The 25,710-nt window shown below is 71.5% G+C and carries 21 protein-coding genes, 2 tRNA genes and 1 pseudogene; 18 read left to right on the forward strand and 6 right to left on the reverse strand.

Annotated elements, in window-relative coordinates; translation table 11 throughout:
- Positions 1-78: 78 nt before the first annotated feature.
- Entirely contained in the window at positions 79-1,152 is a 1,074-nt protein-coding gene (locus tag ACFSL4_RS01315) for an SCO2583 family membrane protein (RefSeq protein ID WP_381077223.1), read from the forward strand.
- Between the two features lie 121 nt (positions 1,153-1,273).
- Here the strand turns inward: ACFSL4_RS01315 and ACFSL4_RS01320 are convergent, their stop codons facing one another.
- Entirely contained in the window at positions 1,274-2,425 is a 1,152-nt protein-coding gene (locus ACFSL4_RS01320) for a M48 family metallopeptidase (protein WP_381077703.1), read from the reverse strand.
- Between the two features lie 165 nt (positions 2,426-2,590).
- Here ACFSL4_RS01320 and ACFSL4_RS01325 point away from each other — a divergent pair, with 165 nt between their 5' ends.
- The 7 genes from ACFSL4_RS01325 (at position 2,591) to ACFSL4_RS01355 (ending at position 6,981) form a co-directional block, all read left to right on the forward strand.
- Positions 2,591-2,749 (forward strand): hypothetical protein, encoded by a 159-nt coding sequence (locus tag ACFSL4_RS01325; protein ID WP_381077225.1) that lies wholly within the window; start codon positions 2,591-2,593, stop codon positions 2,747-2,749.
- A gap of 142 nt (positions 2,750-2,891) precedes the next feature.
- The gene (locus ACFSL4_RS01330) at positions 2,892-3,041 is read left to right on the forward strand and encodes a hypothetical protein (protein ID WP_381077228.1); all 150 of its coding nucleotides are present in this window, start codon (positions 2,892-2,894) and stop codon (positions 3,039-3,041) included.
- Between the two features lie 82 nt (positions 3,042-3,123).
- Positions 3,124-3,786 (forward strand): nicotinate-nucleotide adenylyltransferase, encoded by a 663-nt coding sequence (nadD, locus tag ACFSL4_RS01335; protein WP_381077230.1) that lies wholly within the window; start codon positions 3,124-3,126, stop codon positions 3,784-3,786.
- A 17-nt stretch (positions 3,787-3,803) separates the two neighbouring features.
- Entirely contained in the window at positions 3,804-5,573 is a 1,770-nt protein-coding gene (locus tag ACFSL4_RS01340; protein WP_381077233.1) for a LytR C-terminal domain-containing protein, read from the forward strand.
- A gap of 110 nt (positions 5,574-5,683) precedes the next feature.
- Positions 5,684-6,130 carry a ribosome silencing factor gene (rsfS, locus tag ACFSL4_RS01345; RefSeq protein WP_381077235.1) on the forward strand — a complete coding sequence of 149 codons (447 nt, stop codon included), beginning with the start codon at positions 5,684-5,686 and terminating at the stop codon, positions 6,128-6,130.
- Positions 6,127-6,789, forward strand: coding sequence for a histidine phosphatase family protein (locus ACFSL4_RS01350; RefSeq protein WP_381077238.1), 663 nt, complete (start codon positions 6,127-6,129; stop codon positions 6,787-6,789). Before rsfS ends, ACFSL4_RS01350 begins: the two co-directional genes overlap by 4 nt.
- Positions 6,790-6,908: 119 nt before the next feature.
- A tRNA-Ala gene (locus ACFSL4_RS01355) sits at positions 6,909-6,981 on the forward strand.
- Positions 6,982-7,065: 84 nt separating this feature from the next.
- On the opposite strand, the gene ACFSL4_RS01360 is transcribed toward ACFSL4_RS01355, so the two are convergent.
- On the reverse strand, positions 7,066-7,944 hold the full coding sequence (locus ACFSL4_RS01360; protein WP_381077240.1) for a helix-turn-helix transcriptional regulator: 879 nt from the start codon (positions 7,942-7,944) through the stop codon (positions 7,066-7,068).
- 224 nt (positions 7,945-8,168) lie between these two features.
- Here ACFSL4_RS01360 and ACFSL4_RS01365 point away from each other — a divergent pair, with 224 nt between their 5' ends.
- The 4 genes from ACFSL4_RS01365 (at position 8,169) to ACFSL4_RS01380 (ending at position 10,226) form a co-directional block, all read left to right on the forward strand.
- The gene (locus ACFSL4_RS01365) at positions 8,169-9,533 is read left to right on the forward strand and encodes an MFS transporter (RefSeq protein ID WP_381077705.1); all 1,365 of its coding nucleotides are present in this window, start codon (positions 8,169-8,171) and stop codon (positions 9,531-9,533) included.
- Between the two features lie 69 nt (positions 9,534-9,602).
- On the forward strand, positions 9,603-9,776 hold the full coding sequence (locus tag ACFSL4_RS01370) for a hypothetical protein (RefSeq protein WP_381077242.1): 174 nt from the start codon (positions 9,603-9,605) through the stop codon (positions 9,774-9,776).
- Between the two features lie 3 nt (positions 9,777-9,779).
- The gene (locus ACFSL4_RS01375) at positions 9,780-10,013 is read left to right on the forward strand and encodes a hypothetical protein (protein WP_016643127.1); all 234 of its coding nucleotides are present in this window, start codon (positions 9,780-9,782) and stop codon (positions 10,011-10,013) included.
- Between the two features lie 140 nt (positions 10,014-10,153).
- Positions 10,154-10,226, forward strand: a tRNA-Ala gene (locus tag ACFSL4_RS01380).
- Between the two features lie 137 nt (positions 10,227-10,363).
- On the opposite strand, the gene ACFSL4_RS01385 is transcribed toward ACFSL4_RS01380, so the two are convergent.
- Both ACFSL4_RS01385 and ACFSL4_RS01390 read right to left on the reverse strand, forming a co-directional pair.
- Positions 10,364-11,980 (reverse strand): NADH-ubiquinone oxidoreductase-F iron-sulfur binding region domain-containing protein, encoded by a 1,617-nt coding sequence (locus ACFSL4_RS01385; RefSeq protein WP_381077246.1) that lies wholly within the window; start codon positions 11,978-11,980, stop codon positions 10,364-10,366.
- The gene (locus ACFSL4_RS01390) at positions 11,977-13,281 is read right to left on the reverse strand and encodes a cytochrome b/b6 domain-containing protein (protein WP_381077248.1); all 1,305 of its coding nucleotides are present in this window, start codon (positions 13,279-13,281) and stop codon (positions 11,977-11,979) included. Before ACFSL4_RS01390 ends, ACFSL4_RS01385 begins: the two co-directional genes overlap by 4 nt.
- Before the next feature lie 460 nt (positions 13,282-13,741).
- Here ACFSL4_RS01390 and leuS point away from each other — a divergent pair, with 460 nt between their 5' ends.
- From leuS to ACFSL4_RS01420, 6 genes and pseudogenes are all read left to right on the forward strand, one after another.
- Positions 13,742-16,624: a leucine--tRNA ligase gene (gene leuS, locus ACFSL4_RS01395; RefSeq protein WP_381077250.1), complete on the forward strand. Its 2,883-nt coding sequence runs from the start codon at positions 13,742-13,744 to the stop codon at positions 16,622-16,624.
- Positions 16,625-16,802: 178 nt separating this feature from the next.
- Positions 16,803-17,540: a hypothetical protein gene (locus ACFSL4_RS01400; protein WP_381077252.1), complete on the forward strand. Its 738-nt coding sequence runs from the start codon at positions 16,803-16,805 to the stop codon at positions 17,538-17,540.
- A 72-nt stretch (positions 17,541-17,612) separates the two neighbouring features.
- Positions 17,613-18,458: a DegV family protein gene (locus tag ACFSL4_RS01405; RefSeq protein WP_381077254.1), complete on the forward strand. Its 846-nt coding sequence runs from the start codon at positions 17,613-17,615 to the stop codon at positions 18,456-18,458.
- A gap of 708 nt (positions 18,459-19,166) precedes the next feature.
- Positions 19,167-19,949, forward strand: coding sequence for a ComEA family DNA-binding protein (locus ACFSL4_RS01410; RefSeq protein WP_381077707.1), 783 nt, complete (start codon positions 19,167-19,169; stop codon positions 19,947-19,949).
- Positions 19,946-22,972 (forward strand): annotated as a pseudogene (locus ACFSL4_RS01415) (ComEC/Rec2 family competence protein); the annotation flags it as partial. The gene ACFSL4_RS01410 and the pseudogene ACFSL4_RS01415, both read left to right, overlap by 4 nt.
- Positions 22,973-23,086: 114 nt before the next feature.
- Positions 23,087-24,061, forward strand: coding sequence for a recombinase family protein (locus ACFSL4_RS01420; RefSeq protein ID WP_381077710.1), 975 nt, complete (start codon positions 23,087-23,089; stop codon positions 24,059-24,061).
- On the opposite strand, the gene ACFSL4_RS01425 is transcribed toward ACFSL4_RS01420, so the two are convergent.
- On the reverse strand, positions 24,047-24,904 hold the full coding sequence (locus ACFSL4_RS01425) for a hypothetical protein (protein ID WP_381077257.1): 858 nt from the start codon (positions 24,902-24,904) through the stop codon (positions 24,047-24,049). The two genes, ACFSL4_RS01420 and ACFSL4_RS01425, sit on opposite strands and share 15 nt — an antisense overlap.
- A 151-nt stretch (positions 24,905-25,055) precedes the next feature.
- The gene (locus ACFSL4_RS01430) at positions 25,056-25,556 is read right to left on the reverse strand and encodes a hypothetical protein (protein WP_381077260.1); all 501 of its coding nucleotides are present in this window, start codon (positions 25,554-25,556) and stop codon (positions 25,056-25,058) included.
- Between the last annotated feature and the right edge of the window lie 154 nt (positions 25,557-25,710).

The following is a 25,710-nucleotide window of genomic DNA, read 5'->3' on the forward strand; positions in this document are numbered from 1 at the left end:
AAATCCTGGTGAGAACCTGTCAGAACTTGTCGTGCACCAGTGCGTTTACCTGAGCTCCAGGAGACCTACCCTGAAGGTATGGGCGGGCCTGGAGACCCACCTGAGGGGACACCCGAGGGCGCTCCCGGTGGTGGCGAGGACGAATACCGATCCGTCGTGTTCGACGAGTCGTTCGTTCGTGCTGCCCGCCTGCAGGAGTACTCCGCGCGGGAGCGGATGTCCGACCACGCCCCGGCCGTGCGCCGCCGCCCGGCGCTGCACCGCGGACTGCCCCGCCAGTCCCTGATCCTCGTGGCGCTGATAGCGATCGCCTTCGCCACAGCGATCTACATGGGCGTACGCCATCCGTACCCGACGCCGAAGGCACAGCCCGTAGAGCCGCAGCGGTCCACGGTCATACCCCTCGCGCCGCAGTCCGCCGTACCCGGCGCCCAGGATCCCGAGACCCTCTACGCCCACAGCCCCGCCGCCCAGTACCGGGTCGGCGCCGAGGGCATCACCCTCCCCGCCACGCGGCGCACCGCGGACTTCTCCGAGAGCCAGGTCGTCGCCGCCCTGACCACCGCGAAGGACTACCTCGTCCAGTCCTCGCTCGACCCGGCCGTCCTCACCGGCGGCGCCGTGCGTCCCGTGCGGCTGCTGCTGAACCCGCAGCAGCTCGACCAGTTCGACCAGGGCTTTGCGCATCCGGCCGCGGACGGCCGACACGAGCCCACCGGCTGGCTGATCCGCTTCGACCCGTCCCGTGTCCAGCTGGCCGACCGCAAGATCCGCGTCCAGGGCACTCTGGAGGCGGCGCAGACCAACTCCGACACCCTGGAGGTCACCGCGGACCACACCCTGGTGTACGCGCTGAAGCCGGCCGGATCCGATGCGAAGGCCAAGGCGTCGCTGTTCACCGTGCGGCGCGAGCTGACCTTCCGCTTCGACCGCAACGACCTGCGCATGCACCAGGTGCAGCTGATCTCCTCGTACGTCCAGGCCGGCCCGCTGGCCTGCGCCGAGGACGCCACGAACGAGCTGCGCCCGCTGCTGGCGGGTCAGACGCCCAAGGCGGGCGGCCCGGCCGGCACCGACCCCTACGCGACGGGTGACACCACCGTGACGGCCCTGTGCGGCTCCCTGGCGAAGAGCGCGCAGCCGAGGCTCTGAGGTTCCTGGGAGGCGAGAGCCCCGGGAGGGGGCCCGGGCGGGCGCGGCCCAGGGAGGGGGCCCGGGCGGGCGCCGTCGCCGTGCGGGCCGCGATCAGGCGTCGCCGTCCGGACCGCCGTGGTCAGGCGTCGTGGCCGGGGGTCTCGTCTCCGGTGCCGTCGTCGCCCGGCCGGCCCTCTGCCTCTGCCGTCCGCCCCTCGCGCGACTCACGCGGCGCGTCCTTGGGGGCGCCGCCGGCGAAGCCCGCGAAGCCGCGCCGCACCCGGCCGCCGAGGTCTCCGGCGCCGCCCGCGAGATCGCTGACCAGCTTCATCAGCGGGTCCTTGGACTGCTTCACGTCGTTGGCGTAGCCGGCCGCCGACTGCCGGAAGGAGTCCGCCACCGAGGTGTCCTTGTCCTCGGTCCGCCGCAGGTAGTGACCGTCCATGATCCGCTGGTAGTCGCGAGAGGCGGCCCACTTCTTGAGCTCCGCCGCGCGGACCGCGGCGAAGGGGTGCGTGCGCGGCAGCATGTTGAGGATCTTGAGTACGGAGTCGCGCAGGTCGCCCCCGGCCTCGTACTCCTCGGCCTGCTCCAGGAACGCGTCCACGTTCATCTCGTGCAGGTGGTTGCCGCCTGCCATCTTCATCAGGCCGCGCATCGAGGACTGCAGGTCCTGCCCGACCAGGAGCCCGGCCCGGTCGGCCGACAGCTCCGACTTGCGGAACCACTCCCGCAGCGCGGTCACGATCGCCATGATCGCGAGGTTGCCCAGCGGGATCCACGCGACCCGGACCGCGAGGTTGGTCAGGAACAGCAGGATCGTCCGGTACACGGCGTGGCCGGACAGCGCGTGCCCCACCTCGTGGCCGACGACGGCCCGCATCTCCTCCTCGTTCAGCAGTTCCACGAGTCCCGTCGTCACGACGACGATCGGCTCGTCGAGGCCGATGCACATCGCGTTCGGCTGCGGGTCCTGCGTGACGTACATCGGCGGGACCTTCTCCAGGTCCAGGATGTGACAGGCGTCCCGCAGCATGTCGTCGAGATGCGTGAACTGCGCGTTTGAGACCCGCACCGAGTCGGAGAGGAACAGCAGCCGCAGGCTGCGCTCGGGCAGCAGACCGCTGAGTGCCTTGAAGACCGTGTCGAAGCCGGTGAGCTTGCGCAGGGCCACCAGAGCCGAACGGTCCGCCGGGTGCTCGTACGCGCGCGAGGAGATCCCCGGAAAACGCCTGCGCTGCCTGCTCGGCACGGTTTCGTGCCCGTTCTGGTCACGGCCGTCGTCGGACATGTGTTCCCCCATGTGTCTGGTGTCGCTCACTGTGCGATTGATCATCGGGCGGCCACCCGGTGGAGCGACCGTGCATGCCGTGCGACGCCCCGATGTGCCCCCGAAGCGGACTCCAGCCTAGGCGGAGATACGGTGGCGGGGCAGCACACCGTAAGGAGCGATCCGATGGATCACACTCCCGCCGCCTGGCTCACCGGGGCGGCGACGGCCGCGCAGCGGCAGGGGCCGGGCGACCTGCTCCGCATCGTGCTGATCGTGATGGTCGTCGGCTGCGTCATGGCCGGCTGGTTCCTGCTGCGGGGCTACCGGCGCAAGGACGAATGACGGGCGGCGGTGTGCGGCGAGCCGCCCCGTGCTCCGGCGGGCCCTTCCCCGCCAATGGCGGAGTCGGCGTGATCAGTGCCGAGGCGCCCGCTTACGATGAGCCGACGTCTTTGTTCCGCCGACTCCGGATAGGTCTGCCGAGATGAGCTTCCACAGCACCGCCGCCCAGTTGGCCACCCTCGCCGAGGGCGGCAACCACGAGAGCATCAGCCCCTACATGACGGGCGGTGCCGCCCTCGTCATCCTCCTCGCGCTGCTGTGGATCACCACCCGCTTCAACCGGGACCGCTGAGTCCGGCGCAGGGCCCGGTCGCGGCCGCCCGCCGGGTCCTGTCGGCCGGTGCCCGGCGGCCGGGCCGGTAGGGTCTGCATGCATGGGAGAGCAGCACACGCCCACCGGTCCGGCGAAGGGCACGGGTCCCGGCCCCGGAAGCGGGCCGTCGAGCCCGGGCAAACGACGCCTTGGCGTCATGGGCGGGACCTTTGACCCGATCCATCACGGGCACCTCGTCGCGGCCAGCGAGGTCGCCGCGCAGTTCCACCTGGACGAGGTGGTGTTCGTGCCCACCGGCCAGCCGTGGCAGAAGACCGACCGGAAGGTCACCCCGGCCGAGGACCGCTATCTGATGACCGTCATCGCGACCGCCGAGAACCCCCAGTTCTCCGTCAGCCGCATCGACATCGACCGCGGCGGCCCCACCTACACCACGGACACCCTGCGCGACCTCAAGGCCCTCAACCCCGACACCGACCTCTTCTTCATCACGGGTGCCGACGCCCTCGGCCAGATCCTCACCTGGCGCTACACGGACGAGTTGTTCTCCCTCGCGCACTTCATCGGCGTCACCCGCCCCGGTCACACCCTGGCCGATCCCGGTCTTCCCGAGGGTGGCGTCTCGCTCGTGGAAGTTCCCGCGCTGGCCATCTCGTCCACAGACTGCCGTGCGAGGGTCGCCAAGGGCGAACCCGTCTGGTATCTGGTGCCGGACGGCGTGGTGCGCTACATCGACAAACGGCAGCTGTACCGCGGCGAGTGAGCCGAGAGGGGCCACCGGTGAACGACCGATACGACGGATACGCGGGCGGCGACCAGTACGAGCTCGTCGGCTACGACGAGTTCGGGCAGCCTGTGTACCGGCAGGTGCCAGTGCAGCAGGCCCCGCAGGGCTACGACCCCTACGGCAACCAGCAGCAGCCACCTGGCTACGGCTACGACCCGTACGCCACCGGTCCGCACCAGCCGGTGGCGCCGTACCACACCGGTCAGCAGCAAGCGGTGCCCTCCCAGGACACGGGCCGGCAGCCGCCCCTCCCCCCGTACGACCCCTACGCCCCCTACGGCACCGGCACCGGCGGCCACGACCCGTACGGGCAGACCGCGACGAGCGGTCCGCAGCCGCCTGTCCCCGAGCAGACCGCGTACATCCCGCAGCAGGCGGGACCGTCCGGAAGCCGCCCCGGCCGCGCGGACGGCTTCCCCGACGGCTTCCCTGACGGCGGCCCCAGCGGACCGGTGGGGACCGCCGCCGACCGGGAGTCGCGCGGCGACCGGGACTACCGCACCGAGCAGTTCGCCTTCGTGGAGGAACCCGACGGCGACTCCGAAGACGTCATCGACTGGCTGAAGTTCACCGAGAACCGCACCGAGCGCCGTGAGGAGGCCAGGCGCCGTGCCCGCAGCCGGATCATCGCCCTCGTCGTGGTCCTCGCGCTGGTGGGCCTCGGCGGAGCCGGCTACCTCTGGTACGCGGGCAAGCTGCCCGGCACTTCCTCCGCAGCCTCGTCCGGCGGGACGACGACCGCCGCGGGCGCCCAGAACCGCGACGTGATCGTCGTCCACCTGCACAACACCAAGGGCGGCGGCACCTCCACCGCACTGCTCGTCGACAACACCACCACCAAGCAGGGTGCGACCGTCCTGCTGCCCAACTCCCTTGCCCTGACCTCCGACGACGGCACCACGACCACACTCGCCAAGTCGGTCGCCGACGACGGCTCCTCCGGTACCGGCGACGCCATCGACGCCGTCCTGGGCACCAGCATCGAGGGCACCTGGCGCCTCGACACCCCGTATCTGAACAACCTCGTCGAACTCGTCGGCAACATCGAGGTCACTACCGACACCGACGTCCCCGACCCCGACCCCAAGAAGAAGAGCGGCGCCCCCCTCGTGCACAAGGGGGAAAACCAGACCCTCAGCGGCAAGATGGCCGTCGCCTATGCCACCTACCGCGCCCCCGGTGAGCCCGAGGACGCCCAGCTGGAGCGGTTCGGCCAGGTCATGCAGGGTGTGCTGCGCAAAATGTCCTCGGACCCGCAGGCCGCGACGACCACGGTGCAGACGCTCGCTCAGATCCTCGACCCGTCCCTGAGCGACAAGGACCTCGGCACCTTCCTCGCCAAGCTCGCCGACCACGCCAAGCAGGGCGACTACAAGACCGAGCTGCTGCCGGTCCAGTCCGACGGAACCGTCGGCCAGAAGGCCACCGAGACCGTCGTCAGGAACCTGCTCGGCGGCACCGTGAAGAGCCCTCAGGCCGGCGACGCCGTCCGGGTCGGTGTCAAGAACGCCACCGGCTCCAAGTCCTCCGCGGCGCAGGCCCGCGTCGTGCTCGTCAACGGCGGCTACACCGTCATCGACGCCGGTACCGGCCCCGCCCAGGCCGAGTCCCGCATCACCTACGCCGGCGATGGCGACAAGGAGAACGCGATCGAGGTGGCCAAGACCCTGGGACTGCCCACCAGCGCCGTCAAGAAGGGCACGGCGGCATCGAACGCCACCGTCTCGGTCGTCCTCGGCCAGGACTACAAGCCGTCGTCGTGACCTGGATCACATCCCGGGTCGCCGGGGCGTGATCCGTTAATCACTTGGGGAGCGTCCGGCGGTCCGTGAGACCCTTGAGGTATCACCGACCGCCGACGGAAAGCCCTGTAGTGACCGCAACGGACCGTTCCCTCGAACTCATCAACACCGCCGCCCAGGCGGCCGCCGACAAGCTCGCGCACGACATCATCGCCTACGACGTCAGCGACGTGCTGTCGATCACGGACGCCTTCCTGCTGGCCTCGGCGCCCAGCGACCGCCAGGTCAAGGCCATCGTCGACGAGATCGAGGAGCGGCTGAACAAGGAACTCGGTGCCAAGCCGGTGCGCCGCGAGGGCGACCGCGAGGCCCGCTGGGTGCTGCTGGACTACGTCGACATCGTGGTGCACGTCCAGCACAGCGAGGAGCGCGTCTTCTACGCCCTGGAGCGGCTGTGGAAGGACTGCCCCGAGCTGGAGCTGCCCGCCGACGCCCAGGCCACCCGCGGCAAGGCCGAGGAGCACGCCAGGCTGCAGGCCGCCGAGGACGCCGCCGGACTGGGCGGGGGGCTGCGGTGACCGCCGCAGGAACCGAGGAGGGGAAGCGGGGCCGCCGCCTCATCCTGTGGCGCCACGGCCAGACGATGTGGAACGTGGAGCGCCGCTTCCAGGGCTCCACGGACGTCGAGCTGACGGAGGCCGGCCTCGCCCAGGCCCGCCGCTCCGCCCGTCTGCTCGCCTCCCTGGAGCCGGACGCCATCGTCGCCTCCGACCTTCGGCGCGCCGCCGCCACGGCCGCCGAGCTGGCCGCGCTCACGGGCCTCCACGTCACCCACGACGAGAGCCTGCGCGAGACGTACGCGGGCGTCTGGCAGGGGCTGACCCACGAGGAGATCATCGCCCGGTACGGCGAGGAGTACGCCGCCTGGAAGCGCGGTGAGCCCGTCCGCCGCGGCGGCGGCGAACTGGAGACCGAGGTCGCCGACCGAGCCGCCCCCGTGGTGCTGCGGCACGCTGAGAAGCTGCCGGACGGGGGCACCCTCGTGGTGGTCAGTCACGGCGGCACGATCCGCACCACCATCGGCCGCCTGATCGGCCTGGAGGCCCGCCACTGGGAGAGCCTCGGCGGTCTCTCCAACTGCAGCTGGTCCGTCCTCGGCGAGGGCGTCCGCGGCTGGCGTCTCCTGGAGCACAACGCGGGCACCCTCCCGGAGCCGGTCCTCGGCGACGACGACTGACACGGCCTCATCAGGCGCCGGACCCGGATTTCACTTTCCGGCAGGTCGCAGGCTAGAGTTCTTCTTGTTCGCCTCGCCGAGCGGGGCGGAACACCATGCGGCTCGGCCGCGTGGGGCGAGGGGCTATAGCTCAGTTGGTAGAGCGCCTGCATGGCATGCAGGAGGTCAGGAGTTCAATTCTCCTTAGCTCCACAGATCGACACTCTTGAGTTGTCAAAGACCGATACCGAAGGATCCCGTCCCGCGAGGGGCGGGATTTTTCGTGCGCGGTGTGGCTCACATCACATCGGCCGGTTCCCTGTCCGACGGCGGCCACAGCCGCTGCCTGCGCTCCCGCAGCAGCGCCACCTTCTCCCGGGCGTCCGCGTCCTCCGGTGTGTACACCACGATCCGGCACTCCGGCATTCCGTTGATCGACAGCGACACCGAGGTCATCCGCAGCTCACCCACCGCCCCATGGCGGAAGGTCTTCACCCGCGGCCCGGGCGGGGCCACCTCACCGCTCGCCCACAGCGCGGCGAAGTGGGGGCTGGCCGCCGACAGCGCGCGTATGAAGTCCTCCCAGGCCGGCTCGCCCACATGTCTGCCGTATGCGGAGCGCAGGGTCGCCACCATCACCGGCAGCTCCTCGTCCCGGCGCACCACCGGGCAGGCTTGCTCAGACACCGTGAAAAGCATCCACAGCGCGTTGGGCCTGCCGGTGTCCCCTCTCGGCGGGAGCTGGAACAGGTCGCTGTAGGCGGGGTTGGTCGCGAGGACGTCGTACCGCGCGTTGTAGACGACCGCCGGATGGGGGTCGAGGGCGTCGACGACGGTCTGGATCTCCGGGCCGACCCGCCCGGGCAGCCCCGCGGGACAGTGCCCGTAGGGCACCTCCGCGAGGTGGTACAGGTGCTCGCGCTCCGGCTGGTCCAGGCGCAGGGTGCGCGCCACCGCGTCCAGGACCTGAGGCGAGGCGTTGATGGGGCGGCCCTGCTCCAGCCACGTGTACCAGGTGACGCCCACGCCGGACAGCTGCGCCACCTCCTCGCGGCGCAGGCCCGGCGTCCGGCGCCGCAGCCCCGGTGGCATGCCCACGTCGGCGGGCGTCACCCGGGCCCGCCTGTTGCGCAGGAAGGCGGCCAGCTCCGGCCTGCGGCGCTGTGTCGTCCCCATCGTCCTCACATCCCCCGTCGTCCATGGTCGGGACCGGAGCCGGACGCTGCCAGGTGCTGTCAGTACCAGCATCGGTGGGCTCTCGTTACCCGTATCCAACCGTCGTCAGGCTCGGAGGCATGACGACGACAACCCCCGCGGGCCCCGGCTCCCGTCCCGCGATCCGTCCTGCGACCAGTAGAACCCACGCCACTGACATTCGTCCGGGCCGGCTGCTCGCGGTCCTGCTCGCCGCGCAGTTCATGGCCCTGCTCGACGTCTTCATCGTGAACGTCGCCGTACCCGCGATCGGTTCCGGACTCCATGCGAGCGGGGCCGGGCTGCAGTTGGTGGTCGCCGGGTACTCCATCTCGTACGCCGTCCTGCTGATCACCGGGGCGCGCCTCGGCGATCTGCTCGGGCACCGGCGGGTCCACCTCGCCGGACTCGCGGTGTTCACGGCCGCCTCGCTGGCCTGCGGACTGGCGGGGACCACGGGGCAGCTCATCGCCTTCCGGCTGGTGCAGGGTGCCGGATCGGCCCTGATGATCCCGCAGGTGCTCAGCCTGATCCAGCGTCACTTCACCGGCGAGGCACGGGCGAAGGCGCTCGGCGTGTACTCCGCCGTCCTCGCCACCGGTGCCGCCGCCGGGCAGGTGCTGGGCGGCGTGCTGGTCAGCGCCGATCTGTTCGGCACCGGCTGGCGGCCGGTGTTCCTCGTGAATGTGCCCGTCGGCGCCGTGCTCCTGGCCATGGGCCGCCGCGTCCTGCCGCGCGACGACGCCCAGGCCCTGGAACGGTCGCGCGGCCTCGACCTGCCAGGTCTGGCACTGCTCGGCGCCGCCGTCTCGCTGCTGACCGTGCCGCTCGTCCTCGGCCAGGAGGAGGACTGGCCGCTGTGGTCCCGGCTGTGCCTCGCCGTCTCCGTGGTGGTCTTCGCGCTGTTCTGCGGGTACGAGTCCCGGCTCGCCCGGCGCGGAGGGGCACCGCTGATCGCCCCGAGAGTGCTGCGCCACCCGGGCATCGGCCTCGCGGTCGTCCGGCTGCTGGCCGTGATGGCCGTCAACGCGGGATTCCTGTTCTCCCTCACCCTGCACATCCAGGGCGGCCTCGGCTACAGCGCACTGCGGGCCGGCCTCACCTTCGCACCCACCGCCGTGGTGTTCGGGCTCGTCGGTCTGACCTGGCGGCGCTGGCCCGCCTCCGGGCAGCGCGCCCTGATCCCCGGCGGGTTCCTGCTCGCCGCCCTCTCGGTGGCCGGCGTGGGCCGGGCGCTGCACGGCGGGGGCGACGGCGGGCCGTGGCTGTACGTGGCCCTCGCGGGCGTCGGCGTGGGCCTGGCGCTGAGCTTCAGTCCCACGCTCACCAGGGCCCTCGCCACCGTGCGGCCCGAGGACGCGGCGGACGCCAGCGGACTGCTCGCGACGGTCACCCAGCTCGGCCAGCTGATCGGTGTCGCGGCCTTCGGCACACTGTTCTTGAACCGGCTTGAGTCACTTGGGGCCCTGGGGGCGTATACCTCTTCGGACGCGCTCCTCGCATGTATGTACGCGCTGGCCGCGACGGCTGTGCTGGGAGCCGTGTCCGGACTGGTACGCAGGCGTCGCTGACCGTATTGGCCCGGCCGTGGCAGAATCAAACGGCCGGAAGGGTGCGCGGCCCGACGGGAGGGAGTAGCGATGCCTGGGAGCATCCGCGAGGGGACCGGCGACCCCCTCGCAGTGGCGGTGGCACGTCAAACTGGCACCCTCCTGGACTGCCCTTCCTGCGGCTCGTCCCATGTCGCCCAGGTCCTCGGCGACAACGGCGGCATTTCCTACGTGTGCACGGCCTGCGGCCACAGCTGGAGCTGATCGATGGGTGCACACAGGCGGAAGTGCGACTGGTGCGGCAGCGGCACACCGATCGTCCGTGACATGGAGCCGGTCAACCCCGACTACCAGTACTGGTGCGAGGAGTGCGCGCGGGCGCTGATCATAAAGGGCGACCCGATCGAGACCTACCGTGAGCTGGAGGGCGAGCCGATCTACGGCCGTCTCCTGGACGAGCACTGCACCCTCAAACGCTTCTACTCCTTCGCCACCGCCTGACGCGGGCGAACGCGGACACCGGGGCACGCCCCCGCAAAGCGGCCTCCCAACCCGTACCCGACGGAAACGATTTGGTGGTGCACCGGGAGGAGCGTGTAATGTTGGCGTCGCCGCCGGGGAAACCCGGCGGGGCACCGCACGGGGCTATAGCTCAGTTGGTAGAGCGCCTGCATGGCATGCAGGAGGTCAGGAGTTCAATTCTCCTTAGCTCCACAGGACTTGAAGGCGGTCCATCCGATCGGATGGACCGCCTTCGTCGTGTGCGGGTGTGCTCGCGCGCGGCGGGGATCCGGGAGCCGCTGCGGGATGAGGACCACCCGCGAGGGGCGGGCGGCCCTCATCCCGCGCGCTCAGCGGCCGAGCGCGCGGCGCCCTCGCCCCTGCGACAGCACGGGCAGGTTGCTGCGGGAGGACGGACCGGACCGTGTGTCCTCCTCGATCCGCAGTGCGAGCGCCGGGCAGCGGCGCACGGCCCGCAGCGCCTTCGCCTCCGCGTACAGCGGCACCGGCGCCTGGGCGACCGTCGGGAAGCCGTCGGCGCCCAGTTCGAAGACCTCCGGGAGGATGTCCGCGCACAGGCCGTGGCCGCGGCACAGCGTCCAGTCGACGAAGATCTTCTGCCTGCTGGCACCCGCCTCCGGCTCCGCCTGTCCGCCGCCGGGGATGCCCGTGGGCGCCCTGCCGCCCTCGAAGAGCGGCAGCACGCCCTCCACCGGCCTGCCGCAGCCGTTGCCGAGGACGTGGGCGGCCAGATCGTCCGTGAACGCCTTGATGGTCGATTCCAGGAACATCGCCGAGCCGTCCGGATGCGAGCACGCGCCGCGCTTCTTCACGGCTTTGGCGACCTGCTTGAGGGCCTCCAGCGCGGCGGGGCCGCCGCCGTTGATGATGTCCTCCATGCCGCGTGCCGCGGCCGGCAGGCCCAGGTAGCAGGGACCGCACTGGCCCGCGCTCTCCTCGGCCAGCCACTTCGCCACCTGCAGGGACTCGCCCAGCGGGCAGGTCTCCTGGCTGATGGGCAGGATCGCGCCGGCGCCCAGCGAGCCGCCGACGGCATCCAGGGAGTTGCGCGAGACGACCGCCTCGTTGACGGTGGCCGCGTCGATCCACTTGCCGTGGTAGCCGCCGGTCAGCACGCCTTGCGGCACCGGCGGGGCGCCGGCCAGCTGGAGCACGTACCGCAGCGGCACACCCGTCGGGACCTCGATCACCATCGGCCGGTTGACCGCCCCGGAGACGGTGAGCATGACGGTGCCGGGCTCGTCGTACAGCCCCGTGTTGCAGTAGCGCTCGGCCCCGATGCGCGCGGCGATCGCCAGCTGGGCGAACGTCTCGGCGTTGGACAGCAGCGTGGGGGCGCCGCCGACGCCGGTCTGCGAGGCGCTGACCTTGCGGCCGGGCGGGATCGCCGGGCCGCCGTCGATGGAGCGGATCAGCGAGGAGGCGGCGCCGGTGACCATGCGCACCGGATTGCGCTGCACCCGCGCGCGTATCGGTGCTCCGCGGCGGTTGCTCAGCCCGCGCTCGCTGAGCGCCTGCTCCATGGATCTCTCGGTGGACGCACGGGTCACACCGACGACCAGGGTGCGGGCGCCCAGGGCCTCGGCGACCAGCAGGGCGCCGTCCAGGATGAGGTGCGGCGCGCGGTTGATCAGCACCGTGTCCTTGCGGCAGGCGGGCTCGTCCTCGCTTCCGTTGACGACCACCACCGGCCGGATGCCGCGGCGGATCGCCGACTCGGCGACCGACCGCAGCTTCTTGTGGAAGGGGAACCCCGCGCCGCCGCGCCCCTTCAGGGAGATCTGTTCGGCGAGCTGGGCGAGCTGCTCGCCGCCCACCGGCTCCAGCGGGCCGTGCACCTTGAGGTGCATGGGCAGGTCGAGTCGCTCGACAAGGTCGAAGCCCGACGTGAGCTGCGGAAGCCCGACCACACGGACCTCTGGGACGTCGGGCAGGGCCTCGTTCACTTAAAGCCTCCGGAAGGCGCGTTCCAGGGTTCGCCGGCGCCCGGCGTGTCATAGACGCCGGGCCGCGTTTCCGCCGTGGGACCGCTGTTGTACGTGTTGTTCGGGTTGTACGTGCCGTAGGGTGCGTTCGTCTCGCCTGTGTCGTACATGTCACTCGTGCCGTACCCGTTGTATCCCGCGTTGCCGTAGGCCGGGATGCTGTATCCGGTGTCGTTGAGCGGGTCGTAGGAGGACTGGGGCGCCTCGCCGACGGGTGGCGGCGACGGGATCGGCCAGTTGCCCGAGGTGCCGCCCTGCCCGTCGACGCGCGGCATTGCCTCCGTGGACTGCATGTCCAGTGGCATGTCCATGCGCTGGGTCGCGTCGGGCGCCATCGGGGACTGTGCGCGCGGCGTGGGCGAGACGGCCCGGTAGGCGGCGGCGAAGCCGTTGCCGGACTCCGGGGTCATGGTGCGGGCCGAGGGGGCCTCGTAGAGGGGGGCGGAGGACTGCGGGGGAACCAGTCCCTCGCGGGAGGCGGAGCGGCCCGTGGAGCGCGATCCGAAGCCCGCCATGGCGGACTCGGCGGCGCGGGCGCGGCTCTCCTCCAGGTCGTCGCGGCCCGGCGGCTCCTCGCTCCCGAAGATCGCGAGGAGCCGGTCGGCGATCTTGCGCTTGTACGGGCGGGGCGCGGCGCGCAGCGCGAGGGCCGCCATGACCGCGAGCAAGGACAGTTCGTACAGGTAGGTGAAGAGTGGGCTCTTCACCGCACGGCCGGCGTACAGGCCGTGGATGAGGGCCGCGCACCAGGCCGGATAGGCCAGCATGTGCATCGCCCGCCAGCGTGCCGCGACCGGGGCCGGGGACGCGAACTGGTTGCGCAGCGCACCGGTGACGCCCACGAAGATCATGAGCAGGCCGGCCAGGGTGCCGAGCCCGACGAGCCCGCCGATACCGCTGAAGCCGAGCCCGAAGGGGATCACCGCGGCGATCCACACGGTGTGTTCGAGCGCGAGCTTGATGCCGATGTGCACCACGAGGAAGGCGATCGAGCCGACGGCGGTCACCCGGTGGACGGCCTGGGCCACGATCCGCTGGCGGATGTTGAGGAGCAGCCGGTCCTGGGCGACGAGCCCCCAGATCACCGAGCAGGTGAGGAGGACCAGCGCCACGACGCCCGCGCCGAAGTTGAGGAATTCCTGGAGCCAGTTGCCTCCGTACAGCACGACCACGGGTATCAGCAGCAGCACCACGACCGTCGCCACACCGTAGGCCGAGCGACCCGGCTTGGGGAGCGAGCTGTTACTACGTTGAGGGTTCATGGGGGTCACTCCGAAAGGTTTCGGGAAGGCGGTCCCGCTGCCGCACTTTAGGTGGCTCCAAACCGAGCGGTACGAGGTTTGAGTTATTGCGTTGTTATCAAAGGGCAACGGGGTGGTGGTGTTGTCCGATTAGCTGGTGTTACGCGAAGTAGCGTTTGAATGTTGTTCAGCTCCTCGAGACCTTCACAACCTGACCGTCCGGGTCTCAGTACGGCTCCGCCGCGCGTTGGGTTCACCTCCCTCCGCTGCCGGTGCGTGCAGGCGGAAGCCCGTCGCGATGCGCTCGGGCGCTGCGGTACCCTGGCGCCATGCGTGCCGTACGCCTTCTGCTTAGCGAGCCGCGCTGATCAGTCCCGACCACCGGGTCAATCGGATGGCCGGAATCGGCGCGGCGTCCCCTCCTGTGCGAGGGGCTTTTTCATTTCCGCTGGCAGAGACGATCGATGGAGCTTTGAGGATCATGAGCGAGACGAACCCCGCTGCCGCCGCTGCCGTGTCGGCGGAGGCCGCGCCGCACCGCTACACGGCCGCCATGGCGGCCGAGATCGAGGCACGCTGGCAGGACTTCTGGGATGCCGAGGGCACCTATGCGGCGCCGAACCCCAGCGGAGACCTGGCCGGAGACCCGGAGCTGGTCGCCAAGCCCAAGAAGTTCATCATGGACATGTTCCCGTACCCCTCGGGTGCGGGTCTGCACGTCGGCCACCCCCTGGGCTACATCGCCACCGACGTGTTCGCCCGGTTCCAGCGCATGACCGGCCACAACGTCCTGCACACCCTGGGCTTCGACGCCTTCGGCCTGCCCGCCGAGCAGTACGCCGTGCAGACCGGCACGCACCCGCGCGTGTCCACCGAGGCCAACATCGAGAACATGAAGACCCAGCTGCGCCGGCTGGGCCTGGGCCACGACAAGCGGCGGTCGTTCGCCACGATCGACCCCGACTACTACAAGTGGACCCAGTGGATCTTCCTGCAGATCTTCAACTCCTGGTACGACGAGGAGGCGCGCAAGGCCCGCCCGATCTCCGCGCTGATCGCCCAGTTCGAATCCGGTGAGCGAGCGATTCCGGGCACCACGCGCGCGTGGAACCAGCTGAGCGCCGTGGAGCGCGCCGGTGTCCTGGGCGAGTACCGCCTGGCGTACGCCTCCGACGCGCCCGTCAACTGGTGCCCCGGCCTGGGCACGGTCCTGGCCAATGAGGAGGTCACCGCCGACGGCCGCTCGGAGCGCGGCAACTTCCCCGTCTTCAAGGCCAAGCTGCGTCAGTGGAACATGCGCATCACGGCCTACGCCGACCGGCTGCTGGACGACCTGGAGGAGCTGGACTGGCCCGAGGCCATCAAGCTGCAGCAGCGCAACTGGATCGGCCGCTCCGAGGGCGCCCGCGTCGACTTCCCCATCGACGGCGAAGCGATCACGATCTTCACCACGCGCCAGGACACCCTGTTCGGCGCCACCTACATGGTGCTGGCGCCGGAGCACCCGCTGGTCGAGAAGTTCACCCCCGACGCCTGGCCCGAGGGCACGCCCGCGGTGTGGACCGGCGGCCACGCCACGCCCGCCGAGGCGGTCGCCGCCTACCGCGCCCAGGCCGCCTCGAAGTCCGACGTCGAACGGCAGGCCGAGGCGAAGGACAAGACCGGCGTCTTCACGGGCGCCTACGCCACCAATCCGGTCAGCGGCGAGCGGATCCCCGTCTTCATCGCCGACTACGTGCTGATGGGCTACGGCACCGGCGCCATCATGGCCGTCCCTGCGCACGACAGCCGTGACTTCGCGTTCGCGCGGGCCTTCGAGCTGCCCATGCGCTGTGTCGTCGAGCCGTCCGACGGCCGTGGCACCGACCCGTCCACGTGGGACGACGCCTTCGACTCGTACGATGCGAAGATCGTGAACTCCGCCGGCGGGACCGTGACCCTGGACGGCCAGAGGGTCGTCGAGGCCAAGGCGCGCATCACCGAGTGGCTGGAGCGCAAGGGCATCGGCGAGGGCACCGTGAACTTCCGCCTGCGCGACTGGCTGTTCAGCCGCCAGCGCTACTGGGGCGAGCCCTTCCCGATCGTCTACGACGAGGACGGAGTCGCCCACGCGCTGCCCGAGTCGATGCTGCCGCTGGAACTGCCGGAGGTCGAGGACTACTCGCCGCGCACCTTCGACCCGGACGACTCCGACACCCAGCCCGAGACCCCGCTGTCCCGCAACGAGGAGTGGGTCAACGTCACCCTGGACCTGGGCGACGGGCCGAAGAAGTACCGCCGCGAGACCAACACCATGCCCAACTGGGCGGGTTCGTGCTGGTACGAGCTGCGCTACCTGGACCCGCACAACGACCGCAAGCTGGTCGACCCGGAGATCGAGCGCTACTGGATGGGCCCGCGCGAGGGCATGCCGCACGGCGGCGTCGACCTGTACGTCGGCGGCGCCGAGCACGCCGTGCTGCACCTGCTGTACGCGCGCTTCTGGTCCAAGGTCCTGTACGACCTGGGGTACGTCTCCTCGGCGGAGCCCTTCCACAAGCTGTTCAACCAGGGCATGATCCAGGCATACGTCTACCGCGACAGCCGGGGCATCGCGGTGCCCGCCGCCGAGGTGGAGGAGCGCGACGGCGCCTACCACTACGAGGGCGAGAAGGTCACCCGGCTGCTGGGCAAGATGGGCAAGTCCCTGAAGAACGCGGTCACTCCGGACGAGATCTGCGCCGAGTACGGCGCGGACACGCTGCGCCTGTACGAGATGGCGATGGGTCCGCTGGATGTGTCGCGGCCGTGGGACACACGCGCGGTGGTGGGCCAGTTCCGGCTGCTGCAGCGCCTGTGGCGCAACGTCGTGGACGAGGCGAGCGGCGAGGTCACCGTCGTCGACGCCGAGCCCGACGAGGAGACCCTGCGCGCCCTGCACAAGGCCATCGACGGAGTGCGCCAGGACCTGGAGGGCCTGCGGTTCAACACGGGCATCGCCAAGATCACCGAGCTGAACAACCACCTGACCAAGGCGGGCCGGCCGGTGCCGCGCCAGGTCGCCGAGGCCCTGGTGCTGCTGACCGCGCCGCTGGCCCCGCACATCGCCGAGGAACTGTGGCACAGGCTGGGCCACACCGGCTCGGTCGTCCACCAGGACTTCCCGGTGGCCGACCCGGCGTACGTCGTCGACGAGACGGTCACCTGTGTCGTCCAGGTCAAGGGCAAGGTCAAGGCGCGCCTGGAGGTTTCCCCGTCGATCTCCGAGGAGGAGCTGGAGAAGGCGGCGCTGGCCGACGAGAAGGTGGTTGCGGCGCTGGACGGCGCCGGCATCCGCAAGGTGATCGTGCGCGCGCCCAAGCTGGTGAACATCGTCACGGTGTGACGGCCGCCGGGCGCCCCACCCTCCCGTGCACCAGGGATGTCGGGCCGCACGGCCCATGTCCGGGTAGTCCCCTACGGGCAGGTTCGGGGTTCTTGCGGAACCCCGGGCCTGCCTGCTGCGTTTACCGTGGAGGAGCGGTGCACCAGCCGCTCTGGCCGGCCCGAGGAGGAGCGTCGTCGTGGAAGCCTTCTTGACCGTCGTCGTGCTCCTGTTCGTGCTGTGCGTCGCATTCGGGGCATACGCGACGGTGAAGGTGATCGGCGCGGCCAAACGCGGCGTGGACCGGACGATCGCGCAGGCACGGCGCACGGTCGAGGACACCACCCTGCGCGCCAGAACCCTTGCCCAGCCCGGACCGTCCGGCGAACTCGCCCAGCTCCGTCTGAAGCTGCGCACCTCGATGCGCGCCACTCAGGACGCGTTGAGCGCCGGAGCCGCCGAGGACGCGTCGCTGAAGGAGTCACTCGGCCTCTTCCGGCGGCTCAGCGCGCACGGACACGAACTCGACGCCGAACTCAAGCGGCTGGAAGCAGAGCCGGACCGGCGCCTCCTGGCCTCCCGCCTGCCCGAACTGCGCGAGCGCGCCGAGCGGATCACACGGTCGGCGGACTCGCTGCGCTGGGCGGCACTCGACAGGGCCCGACGGTTCGCCGACGACGATCTGGACGCGCTGAGCGCACAGATCGACGTGGAGGCGGGCGCGCTGCGCCACTGGACCAAGGAGGAGCCGATGCCCTCCGCCCCGTCGTGGCCGGAGGCGTCGGCTCCCGAGGACCCTGCCGTCCCCGACCGGATGCGGCCGCAGACATCCGAATCCCGTGCGCCGCAGGAGCCGGCCCGCCCGTCCATCGCCCCGCCGGGACAGCGGTTCGCGTACTCCTGGCAGAAGAAGCCCCGCCCCGAGAGCACCACATGATTCCGTCAAGGTGCGCCCAGGTCGGAGGGGCCGGGCTGCCACCCGGGCGTTGCGGCAGGTAACCTCCAGCTCATGCCCCGCCATGTCGCGATCGTCACTGATTCCACGGCCTACCTGCCGCCGCGGACGATGGAGCGTCACGGCATCACCGCGGTGCCGCTGACCGTGGTGCTGGGCGACCGGGCGCTCGAAGAGGGCACCGAGATCTCAGCCCGTTCCCTGGCCGAGGCGTTGCAGAAGCGACGGCCCGTCACCACGTCCCGGCCCAGCCCCGAGCTCTTCGCCGAGACCTACCGCAGGGTCGCCGAGTCGGGCGCGAGCGGCATCGTCTCGCTGCATCTCTCCTCGGAGTTCTCGGGCACGTACGACGCCGCGGTGCTCGCCGGGCGCCGGTCTCCCGTGCCGGTGCGCGTCGTCGACACCGGCATGGTCGCGATGGCCCTCGGCTTCTGCGCCCTCGCCGCCGCGGAGGCCGCGGAGGCGGGCGGAACCCTCGACGAGGCGGTCACTGCCGCCGAGAAGCGGGCCGCCGGCACCTCCGCGTACTTCTACGTCGACACCCTCGACTACCTGCGGCGGGGCGGCCGGATCGGCGCCGCTCAGGCACTGCTGGGCTCGGCGCTCGCGGTGAAGCCCCTGCTGCAGCTGGACGGCGGCCGTATCGAGTTGCTGGAGAAGGTGCGCACGGCGTCCAGAGCGATCGCCCGTCTGGAGGAGATCGTGGTCGAGCGGGCGGGCAGCGCGCAGGTCGACATCGCGGTCCACCACCTCGCGGCCCCGGAACGGGCATCGGCCCTGGCCGACCGCCTGCGCGGAAGGGTGCCCGGGCTGGCCGAACTGCATGTGAGCGAGGTCGGCGCGGTGATCGGGGCCCACACCGGCCCCGGGCTGCTGGGGGCCGTTGTCTCGCCTCGGTGACGCGGCGGTGCCCGCTCGCTCGCCAGGGCGGCCGGGGCGTGACCACTGCTCGGATGGGTGACGGAGTTATCCACAACTGGGCAGTAATCCCCGGGAATCGACCAAGATCATCGCGATTTCGGCGGTGTGCCCGATCCTCGGCGCATGGCACTTCGATCACGTTCACGTACAGCGACTCCCACGAGCGGTCCGGGCCGCGGCCCGGGCTCCGACGGCCGCACCCGCCATCTCCCACGGCACTCCCCGGGACATGCCCCCGAGCGCGTCCGGCCGCATGCCCGACGACATCGCCGGACGCCGGCCGCCGACACACTGCGCCTGCGCGCGGAGGCGCTCTTCACGGAAGGGACGGGCGAGCGGCAGGAGTTCGGCAACGATCCGCCGGGAGCCGCCGGGGACAGGCGGCAGCCACGGGGGAGCACGGCGACGGGGAGGGGGACCTGTGGCTTCCGGGCGCCGACCGCCGTGGAGGCGGCCGCGTCGGCTGAACCGGTCGGGCCGGCCGGGTCGGTCAAGTCGAATGGGCGGGCCGTGCCGGTTGGACCCATCGTGCCGACCGGGCTTTCCGTGCCGGTCCGGCCGGCCGGGCTTTCCGGACCGGTGTCGGCGGACCCGGTCGAGCCGGTCGAGCCGGTCGAGTCCGAGACGGGCGAGGCGGCCGACCCGGCCCCACCGGTCGCCCCGGCGGCCGGTGGGGCCGGCACACCCGTGCACGGCGCCACGGGCGGCCTGCGCATGTGGCGGGAGCGGTGGGGGCCGGCCGTGCGGGAGCGGATGCCGCTGTGGCTGCAGTCGAGGTGCGGACTGGAGCGCAAGAGCGTCGCCGCGCTGAGCGTGCTGCTCGTCGTGGCCGCGGTCCTCGCCGCACAGCACTTCTGGGCCGGCAGGACCCGGCAGGTGCGGGCGCCCGAGGTGGTGCGCGCCGCGGCGCCGTACGGGGCGCCGGGCGCGAAGCGGGGCGAGCGGTCGGTCGAGCCGGGCGCGCCGGCCGGACCGCAACCGGGGGACGGGCCGGGCACCGGTCCCGGAGCGGGGCCGGGGACGGGTGCCGCGGTCGTCGTGGACGTCAGCGGCAAGGTGCGCAGGCCCGGCCTGCTCAGGCTTCCGGCCGGGTCCCGGGTGGCCGACGCCCTGCGTGCGGCGGGCGGAGTGCGCCCGGGCACGGACACCGACGCCCTCAACCGCGCCCGCCTGCTGGTGGACGGCGAGCAGATCGTGGTCGGTGGTCCGGCACCCGTGACGGGCGGGAACCCGGTGGGCCCGGTCACCGGCGGATCCGTTGCCGGCGCGGTTCCCGCCACCCCGGTCTCGCTGAGCGCGGCGACGGTGGACCAGCTCGACGCGCTGCCGGGGGTGGGTCCCGTCCTCGCCCGGCACATCGTCGACTACCGCGCCCGGCACGGCGGCTTCCGCTCGGTCGACGAGCTCCGCGACGTCAACGGCATCGGTGAACGCCGCTTCGCCGATCTCCGGAATCTCGTACGGCCATGAGGGCGCCGAACGCGGACGCCGCGGGCGGGGCGCGGACGCCGGCACGCATCACCGGCAGCGGTGTCGGGCCCGGAGACCAGGACGCCCGGCCGGAAGGACCGGCGGACCTGCGGCTGGTCGCACCCGCGCTTGCGGCGTGGGCGGCCGCCGCCTGGGCGCTGGATGCCCCGGCCGTGTGGGTCACCGGTGTGGTGGCCGTCTGCCTGCCGGCGGCAGGCGGGTTGCTGACCGTGTGGCGATCGGGCGCGCGAGGCGGTGCGCGGGCCGGAGCGCCGGGCGGTACCGAGGGCCGTCGCAGGGCACCGGGTTCCCGGTCGGCGGTGTCCGTCGCCGCCGTGCTGCTCTGTGCCGCCGCCGCGCTGCAGTCCGCCGGGCTGCACGGTGCGGACCTGCGGCGGGGCCCCGTCCCCGCCCTCGCGCGCACCTACGCCAAGGTGACCGCTGAGGTCGAGGTCTCCTCTGATCCACGGCTGAGCCGGCCCAGGATCGAGGGCGACCACGCGACGCCGACCGCCGTGCTGTTCGACGCCGTGGTCCGGCGTCTGAGGAGAGCGGACGGGACCGTGACGGCCACACGGACACCGGTGCTGGTGATTGTCGACATGAAGTCCCGGGTGGCAGTGACGACCGGCTCGCCCAGCCTCGGGGACGGACCCGGACGCTCGCCCTGGCAGGCCCTGCTGCCCTCCACCCGGGTACGGGTGGCCGCGCGGTTGGCGCCCTCTTCGGCCGCGGGGCATCACGCCGCCGTGCTGCGCGTACGGGCCGGGGAACCGCTCGACGTGGTGGGGGAGCCGTCCCGTGCGCAGCGGTGGGCGGGGGCGTTGCGCGCCGGGCTGCGGGAGGCCACCGACGGTCTGGATCCGGATGCGCGGGCACTGCTGCCCGGGTTGGTCGTGGGGGACACCTCACGGGTCACCCCCGATCTGGACGACGCCTTCAAGAAGACGGACCTCGCCCACCTGCTGGCCGTCAGCGGGGGCAACTTCACCCTCCTGCTGGCCCTGTTCATCGGCCCGGCCGGACTGGCCCAGCGCGCGGAGCGGCGGGGGCTGGCGCCCCGGCTCGGTATCCCGTTGAGGGGAACCGCGCTGCTCGGCGGCACGCTCATCCTCGGGTTCGTGATCGTGTGCCGGCCCGATCCGAGTGTGCTGCGGGCCGCGGCCTGCGGGGCGATCGCGCTGCTGGCCCTCGCGACCGGGCGCCGCAGATCCCTGATCCCCGCGCTGGCCACGGCGGTCCTGCTGCTGGTGCTCTACGACCCCTGGCTCGCCCGCAGCTACGGCTTCCTGCTCTCCGTGCTGGCGACCGGCGCGCTGCTCACCCTCGCTCCCCGCTGGAGTGCGGCGCTGCGACGGCGCGGGGTGCCGTCGCGCGCGGCTGAGGCACTGGCCGCCGCCGCGGCCGCACAGGCGCTGTGCGCACCGGTCGTCGCGCTGCTGTCGGCGCGGGTGAGCCTGGTCGCGGTGCCGTGCAACCTGCTTGCGGAGTTGGCGGTGGCGCCGGCGACGGTGCTGGGTTTCGCCGCGCTGGGGGCGGCGCCGATGGCCATGCCCGCAGCCAAGGTGCTCGCGTGGTGCGCGGGCCTGCCCGCCGGGTGGATCGCCGGTATCGCGCGCACCGGGGCGGCGCTGCCGGGCGGGGGAGTGGACTGGCCGGGCAGCTGGGCAGGGGCGCTGCTGCTCGCGGCGGTGACCTCGGTCGTGGTGCTCGTGGGCCGGAGGCTGCTGAGCCGTCCCTGGCTGGCCGTCCTCTGTGCCGCGGTGATGCTGCTCGTGGTGGTGCGGCCCCCGCCCCTGACCCGGGTGATCACCGGGTGGCCGCCACCGGGCTGGCGGTTCGCGATGTGCGACGTGGGCCAAGGGGACGCCACCGTGCTCGCCGCGGGCCACGCCACGGGCGTGGTCGTGGACGCGGGACCCGATCCCGCGCTGGTCGACCGGTGTCTGGCCGCGCTCGGCATCACCCGTGTCCCGCTGGTCGTGCTGACCCACTTCCACGCCGACCATGTGACGGGGCTGCCCGGAGTGCTGCGCGGGCGCTCGGTGGGGGCGATCGAGACCACCTGGTTCGAGGAACCACCGGAGCAGGCCGCGTTTGTGCACGCTCAGGCGGCGGCCCGGCACATCCCCGTCACGCGCGCCGCGGCCGGGGAGCACCGCCGCACCGGAGCGCTCGACTGGCGGGTGGTGTGGCCTCCCTCCAGCTCTCCGGTTCTGCCCCACGCCCGGCTTCGTTCGAGCGGGGGGACGCCGATGGGCGGGGAGGTACCCCCGACGCTGCCGACCCCGTTCCCGGACGGTCCGAACGACGCGAGCGTCGCCCTGCTCGTGCGGTCGGCGGGCCTGACCCTGTTGCTGCTCGGTGATCTCGAACCCCCGTCCCAGCAGGCGCTGCTGCGGTCGCCGGCCGGAGCCGGGCTGGGACCGGTGGATGTCCTCAAGGTCGCCCACCACGGGTCGGCGTCAATCATTGGTAATCTGGCTCCAGTTTCGGCAGGGAGGGGAAACATGGCCGTACTGACGGCAGTTGAAGCCGCGCCGGGCCAGGCCGTCACCCGCACGGCTCGCGAGTACCTGCGCGTGTCCAAGGGCAAGAACCGCGTTGCACGCAGTATCCGGGACCAGCACAAGGACAACCTGGAGTCCGAGCAGGACTATGGCCCTTGGACGTGGGGCGAACCGTACAAGGACGCCGAGTCGGCCTCCAAGTTCGCGCGCAAGGCCCGCGACGACTTCGAGAAGCTCGTGACCGACCTGCGCACGGGAGCATTCGGACAGCCCGGCGATGTGCTGGTGCTGTGGGAGATCTCCAGGCTCGCCCGCGAGACCGGCCGAGGTGTGGAGATCATCGACCTGTGCGAGGAGCACGGCTATCTGATCCACGTCACCAGTCACGAACGGCCCCCGTACAACCCGCGCAACTACAACGACCGGCACGAGCTGATCTCCGGCATCGCCGACGCCGAGCGAGAGGCGCGCCGCCTGTCCGCCCGCACGCTGCGCGGCCTGAACTCCGCCGCCCGCGAGGGACGCCCCCAGGGGCAGGTGCCGTACGGCTACCGCCGGGACTACGAGGTGATCGACGGCCGCCCCCGGCCCGTGGCGCAGTATCCCGACCCGGTCGAGGGCCCGCTCGTGCTGGAGCTGTTCAAACGCGTCGCGGGCAGCACGGACACGCTGCCGGAGCCCATCTACTCCATCGCCAAGGACTGGACGAAGCGCGGCGTGACCCGCAAGGACGGCCGGCCGTTCACGCCTCAGAACCTCCGATCGATGCTGCTGCGCCCGGCGTTTGCAGGGCTGCGCAAGCACAACGGGATGCTGGTTCCCGAGCAGTGGGAGGGCTGGACGCCCATTGTTCCCCGCGAGCTGTTCGACCGCGTGCAGACCGTCCTCGCCGATCCTTCGCGGCGCACCTACACCGGAGCGCACATCAAGCATGTGCTGACCATGACGATGAGATGCGACGTCTGCGGCGGGTACATGGCGGTCATGGCCCGCAGGAAGAACGGCCGGAAGGCCGGCCTTGGCTACCAGTGCCACCCCAAGGGGCACGTGTGGGTGGACAAGGAGGAGACGGACCGGATCATCATCGGGGACCTGGACCGGTTCGACCCGGACACCGGCGAGCGCCTGGAGCCGCAGCTGGGCGTGGTCCTCGCCTACCTGGCCGGCCCGGACCGTCACGCGGCGCTGCGGCACCGGCCCGACGCAGGCCCGGAAGAGGCGGACCTGCGCGCCGAGATAGAGCGGCTGAACGGCGAGCTGGACGAGTTGAGGGCCGCCCCGAAGCCGAAGACGGCGCGGGCGAGGATCCAGCGGACCGAGGACATGGAGGAGCTGGAGACGGACCTGGCCGAACTGGAGGCGAAGCTGTCGAAGTTGCTCACCCCGGCGCCGCTCGCCCAGCTGCTCGGCGACGAGCCGATCACCGATGTCGTGCGCTGGTGGAAGACGGCAGGCGTCGAGAAGCAGCGGGCGATCGCCGCGCTGCTTCTCACGCCTGATTTGCTGGGCGAGGTGCGGATCAAGCCCTCGCCCGGCAGGAAGCCCCTCCCGGTGGCTGAGCGGATCAGCCTGCGCCAGCAGCGGCCGCTACCCGCGGGCTGAGCAGCCGTGCACCCCGGCCGCGGAGCACCCGCGAGAGCGGCCCCTGGCTCGCCCAGGCCCGCCCGGTGCCCGTGGGGGACGCGTTGCCGGGGGTCCCGTCGTGTGGCTCGCGCCGGGTGGGGACTTGGATGCCGTGGCGGTGGCATCGTCCGCCGGCTGGGGGCTGCCGTCCTCTGCCGGCTGCTCGTCGGCGAGCATGGCCTCGGAGGCGTCCGGCTCGGTGTCGGGCAGCGGCGTCGGGCTCGGCGTGCTGCTCGCGGACGGTGAGGGCTCCGGCGGGGCCGGCGATGTGGCGGCCACCGGTGTCGTCTGGCTGCGCACGAGTTGCGGCGGGTGCGAGCCGGGCGACAGTGCGGACGGCGGCGGCGCGGGCGCGGCGGGCGGCGTCTGGTGGCCTGCGCCGGTGGCCCATGGCGTGACGGTCAGCAGGGTGACCGTGGTTGCTGTGACCGCCGATCCCGCCAGGGCACCGGTGATGTGTCCGCGGCCGGCCCGCAGGGCGTCGGCCGCGATGGTGAGGACGGCGCAGATTCCGCCGCCCTTGAGGACCGACAGGTGTTTCCGGGTCGCGAGCAGGCCGGGCAGGTGCCTGATCGGGAGTCCGATGTCGGGTGGTGGGCTGCCGCCGTTGCCGATGACTGCGGCAACCAGCGGCGGCTCGTCTTCTTCGTCGTCTTCTGCCAGTAGTTGTCTCAGAGCTTTCACATGGGCTCGATCGGCGCGCATCGTGCGTTCGATCCCTGTGATCTGCCGTCTCAGCTCGGCCAGTTCGCCGAGGAGACGCCGCAAGAACAGACCCTCAGTGATGATGATGACGCCGAGACCGCTCGCGAAAATGACCATGGCCATTTCCCTTCCCCACATATGCGTGCGTCTCGGACCTCATGCACGTCGGCGTGTGCATGAGGCATGCATCGTGCGCTCGTTTTGAGACACCAGTGCGCATATATGCAGAGACCGTGACGCAAGCGTTATGAAGTTCTGGCCATAGCAACTACCCAGCGCGACGCGGATCTTGGGATCGGCCCGCCCGCCGCGCCCGCCGTTTGCGCAGCGCTTCGATGTCATCGGCCAGCTCGCGCAGGAGCGCGGGCTGATCCTCGAGGTCCACGTCCTCCAGCGCGGCCAGGATGATGCGCCGCTCCTTGTCCGAGAGCCTGCGCAGCGTCTCCTGCATGGCCGGCGCCTGCTGTGCCTGCTGGAGTTCCCTCTCTCGCAAGATTGCCGCCGCCTCGGCGTGATGCTCCTGTAGCCGGTCGGCGGTGATGCCGACCGTGTGCGCCATGGCCGCCAGCGTGGACGGCTTGGTGCTGACCGGCTTGCGGTTCGTTCCGCTCCCCCGGTAGCCGGCTTCGATCTGACGCCAGCTGGAGCCGGAGAACTTGAAGGGCATATGGCTGGCCGCCGTCTCGGGGCTCATGCCCTGGGCTTCGCGGGCGCGGCGGATGAGCGTCGCATAGGAGGGCGGCCCGTGGTCCTGCTCTGCTGTCACCATCACTTCCCCCTCGCGGTCACTTGTACTTTCTCGAACTTTATTGAAGGACAGCAGGCCACGCGAGGGCGTGCACGAGTCCTTCACAAGCTGCGGCAGATTACGAGACTCGCCACTTGTGGAAACTAGTGGACGGCAGTACTGTCGATCGCATGAA

The sequence above is a fragment of the Streptomyces caeni genome (assembly GCF_042678285.1).
Taxonomy (GTDB): Bacteria; Actinomycetota; Actinomycetes; order Streptomycetales; family Streptomycetaceae; genus Streptomyces; species Streptomyces caeni.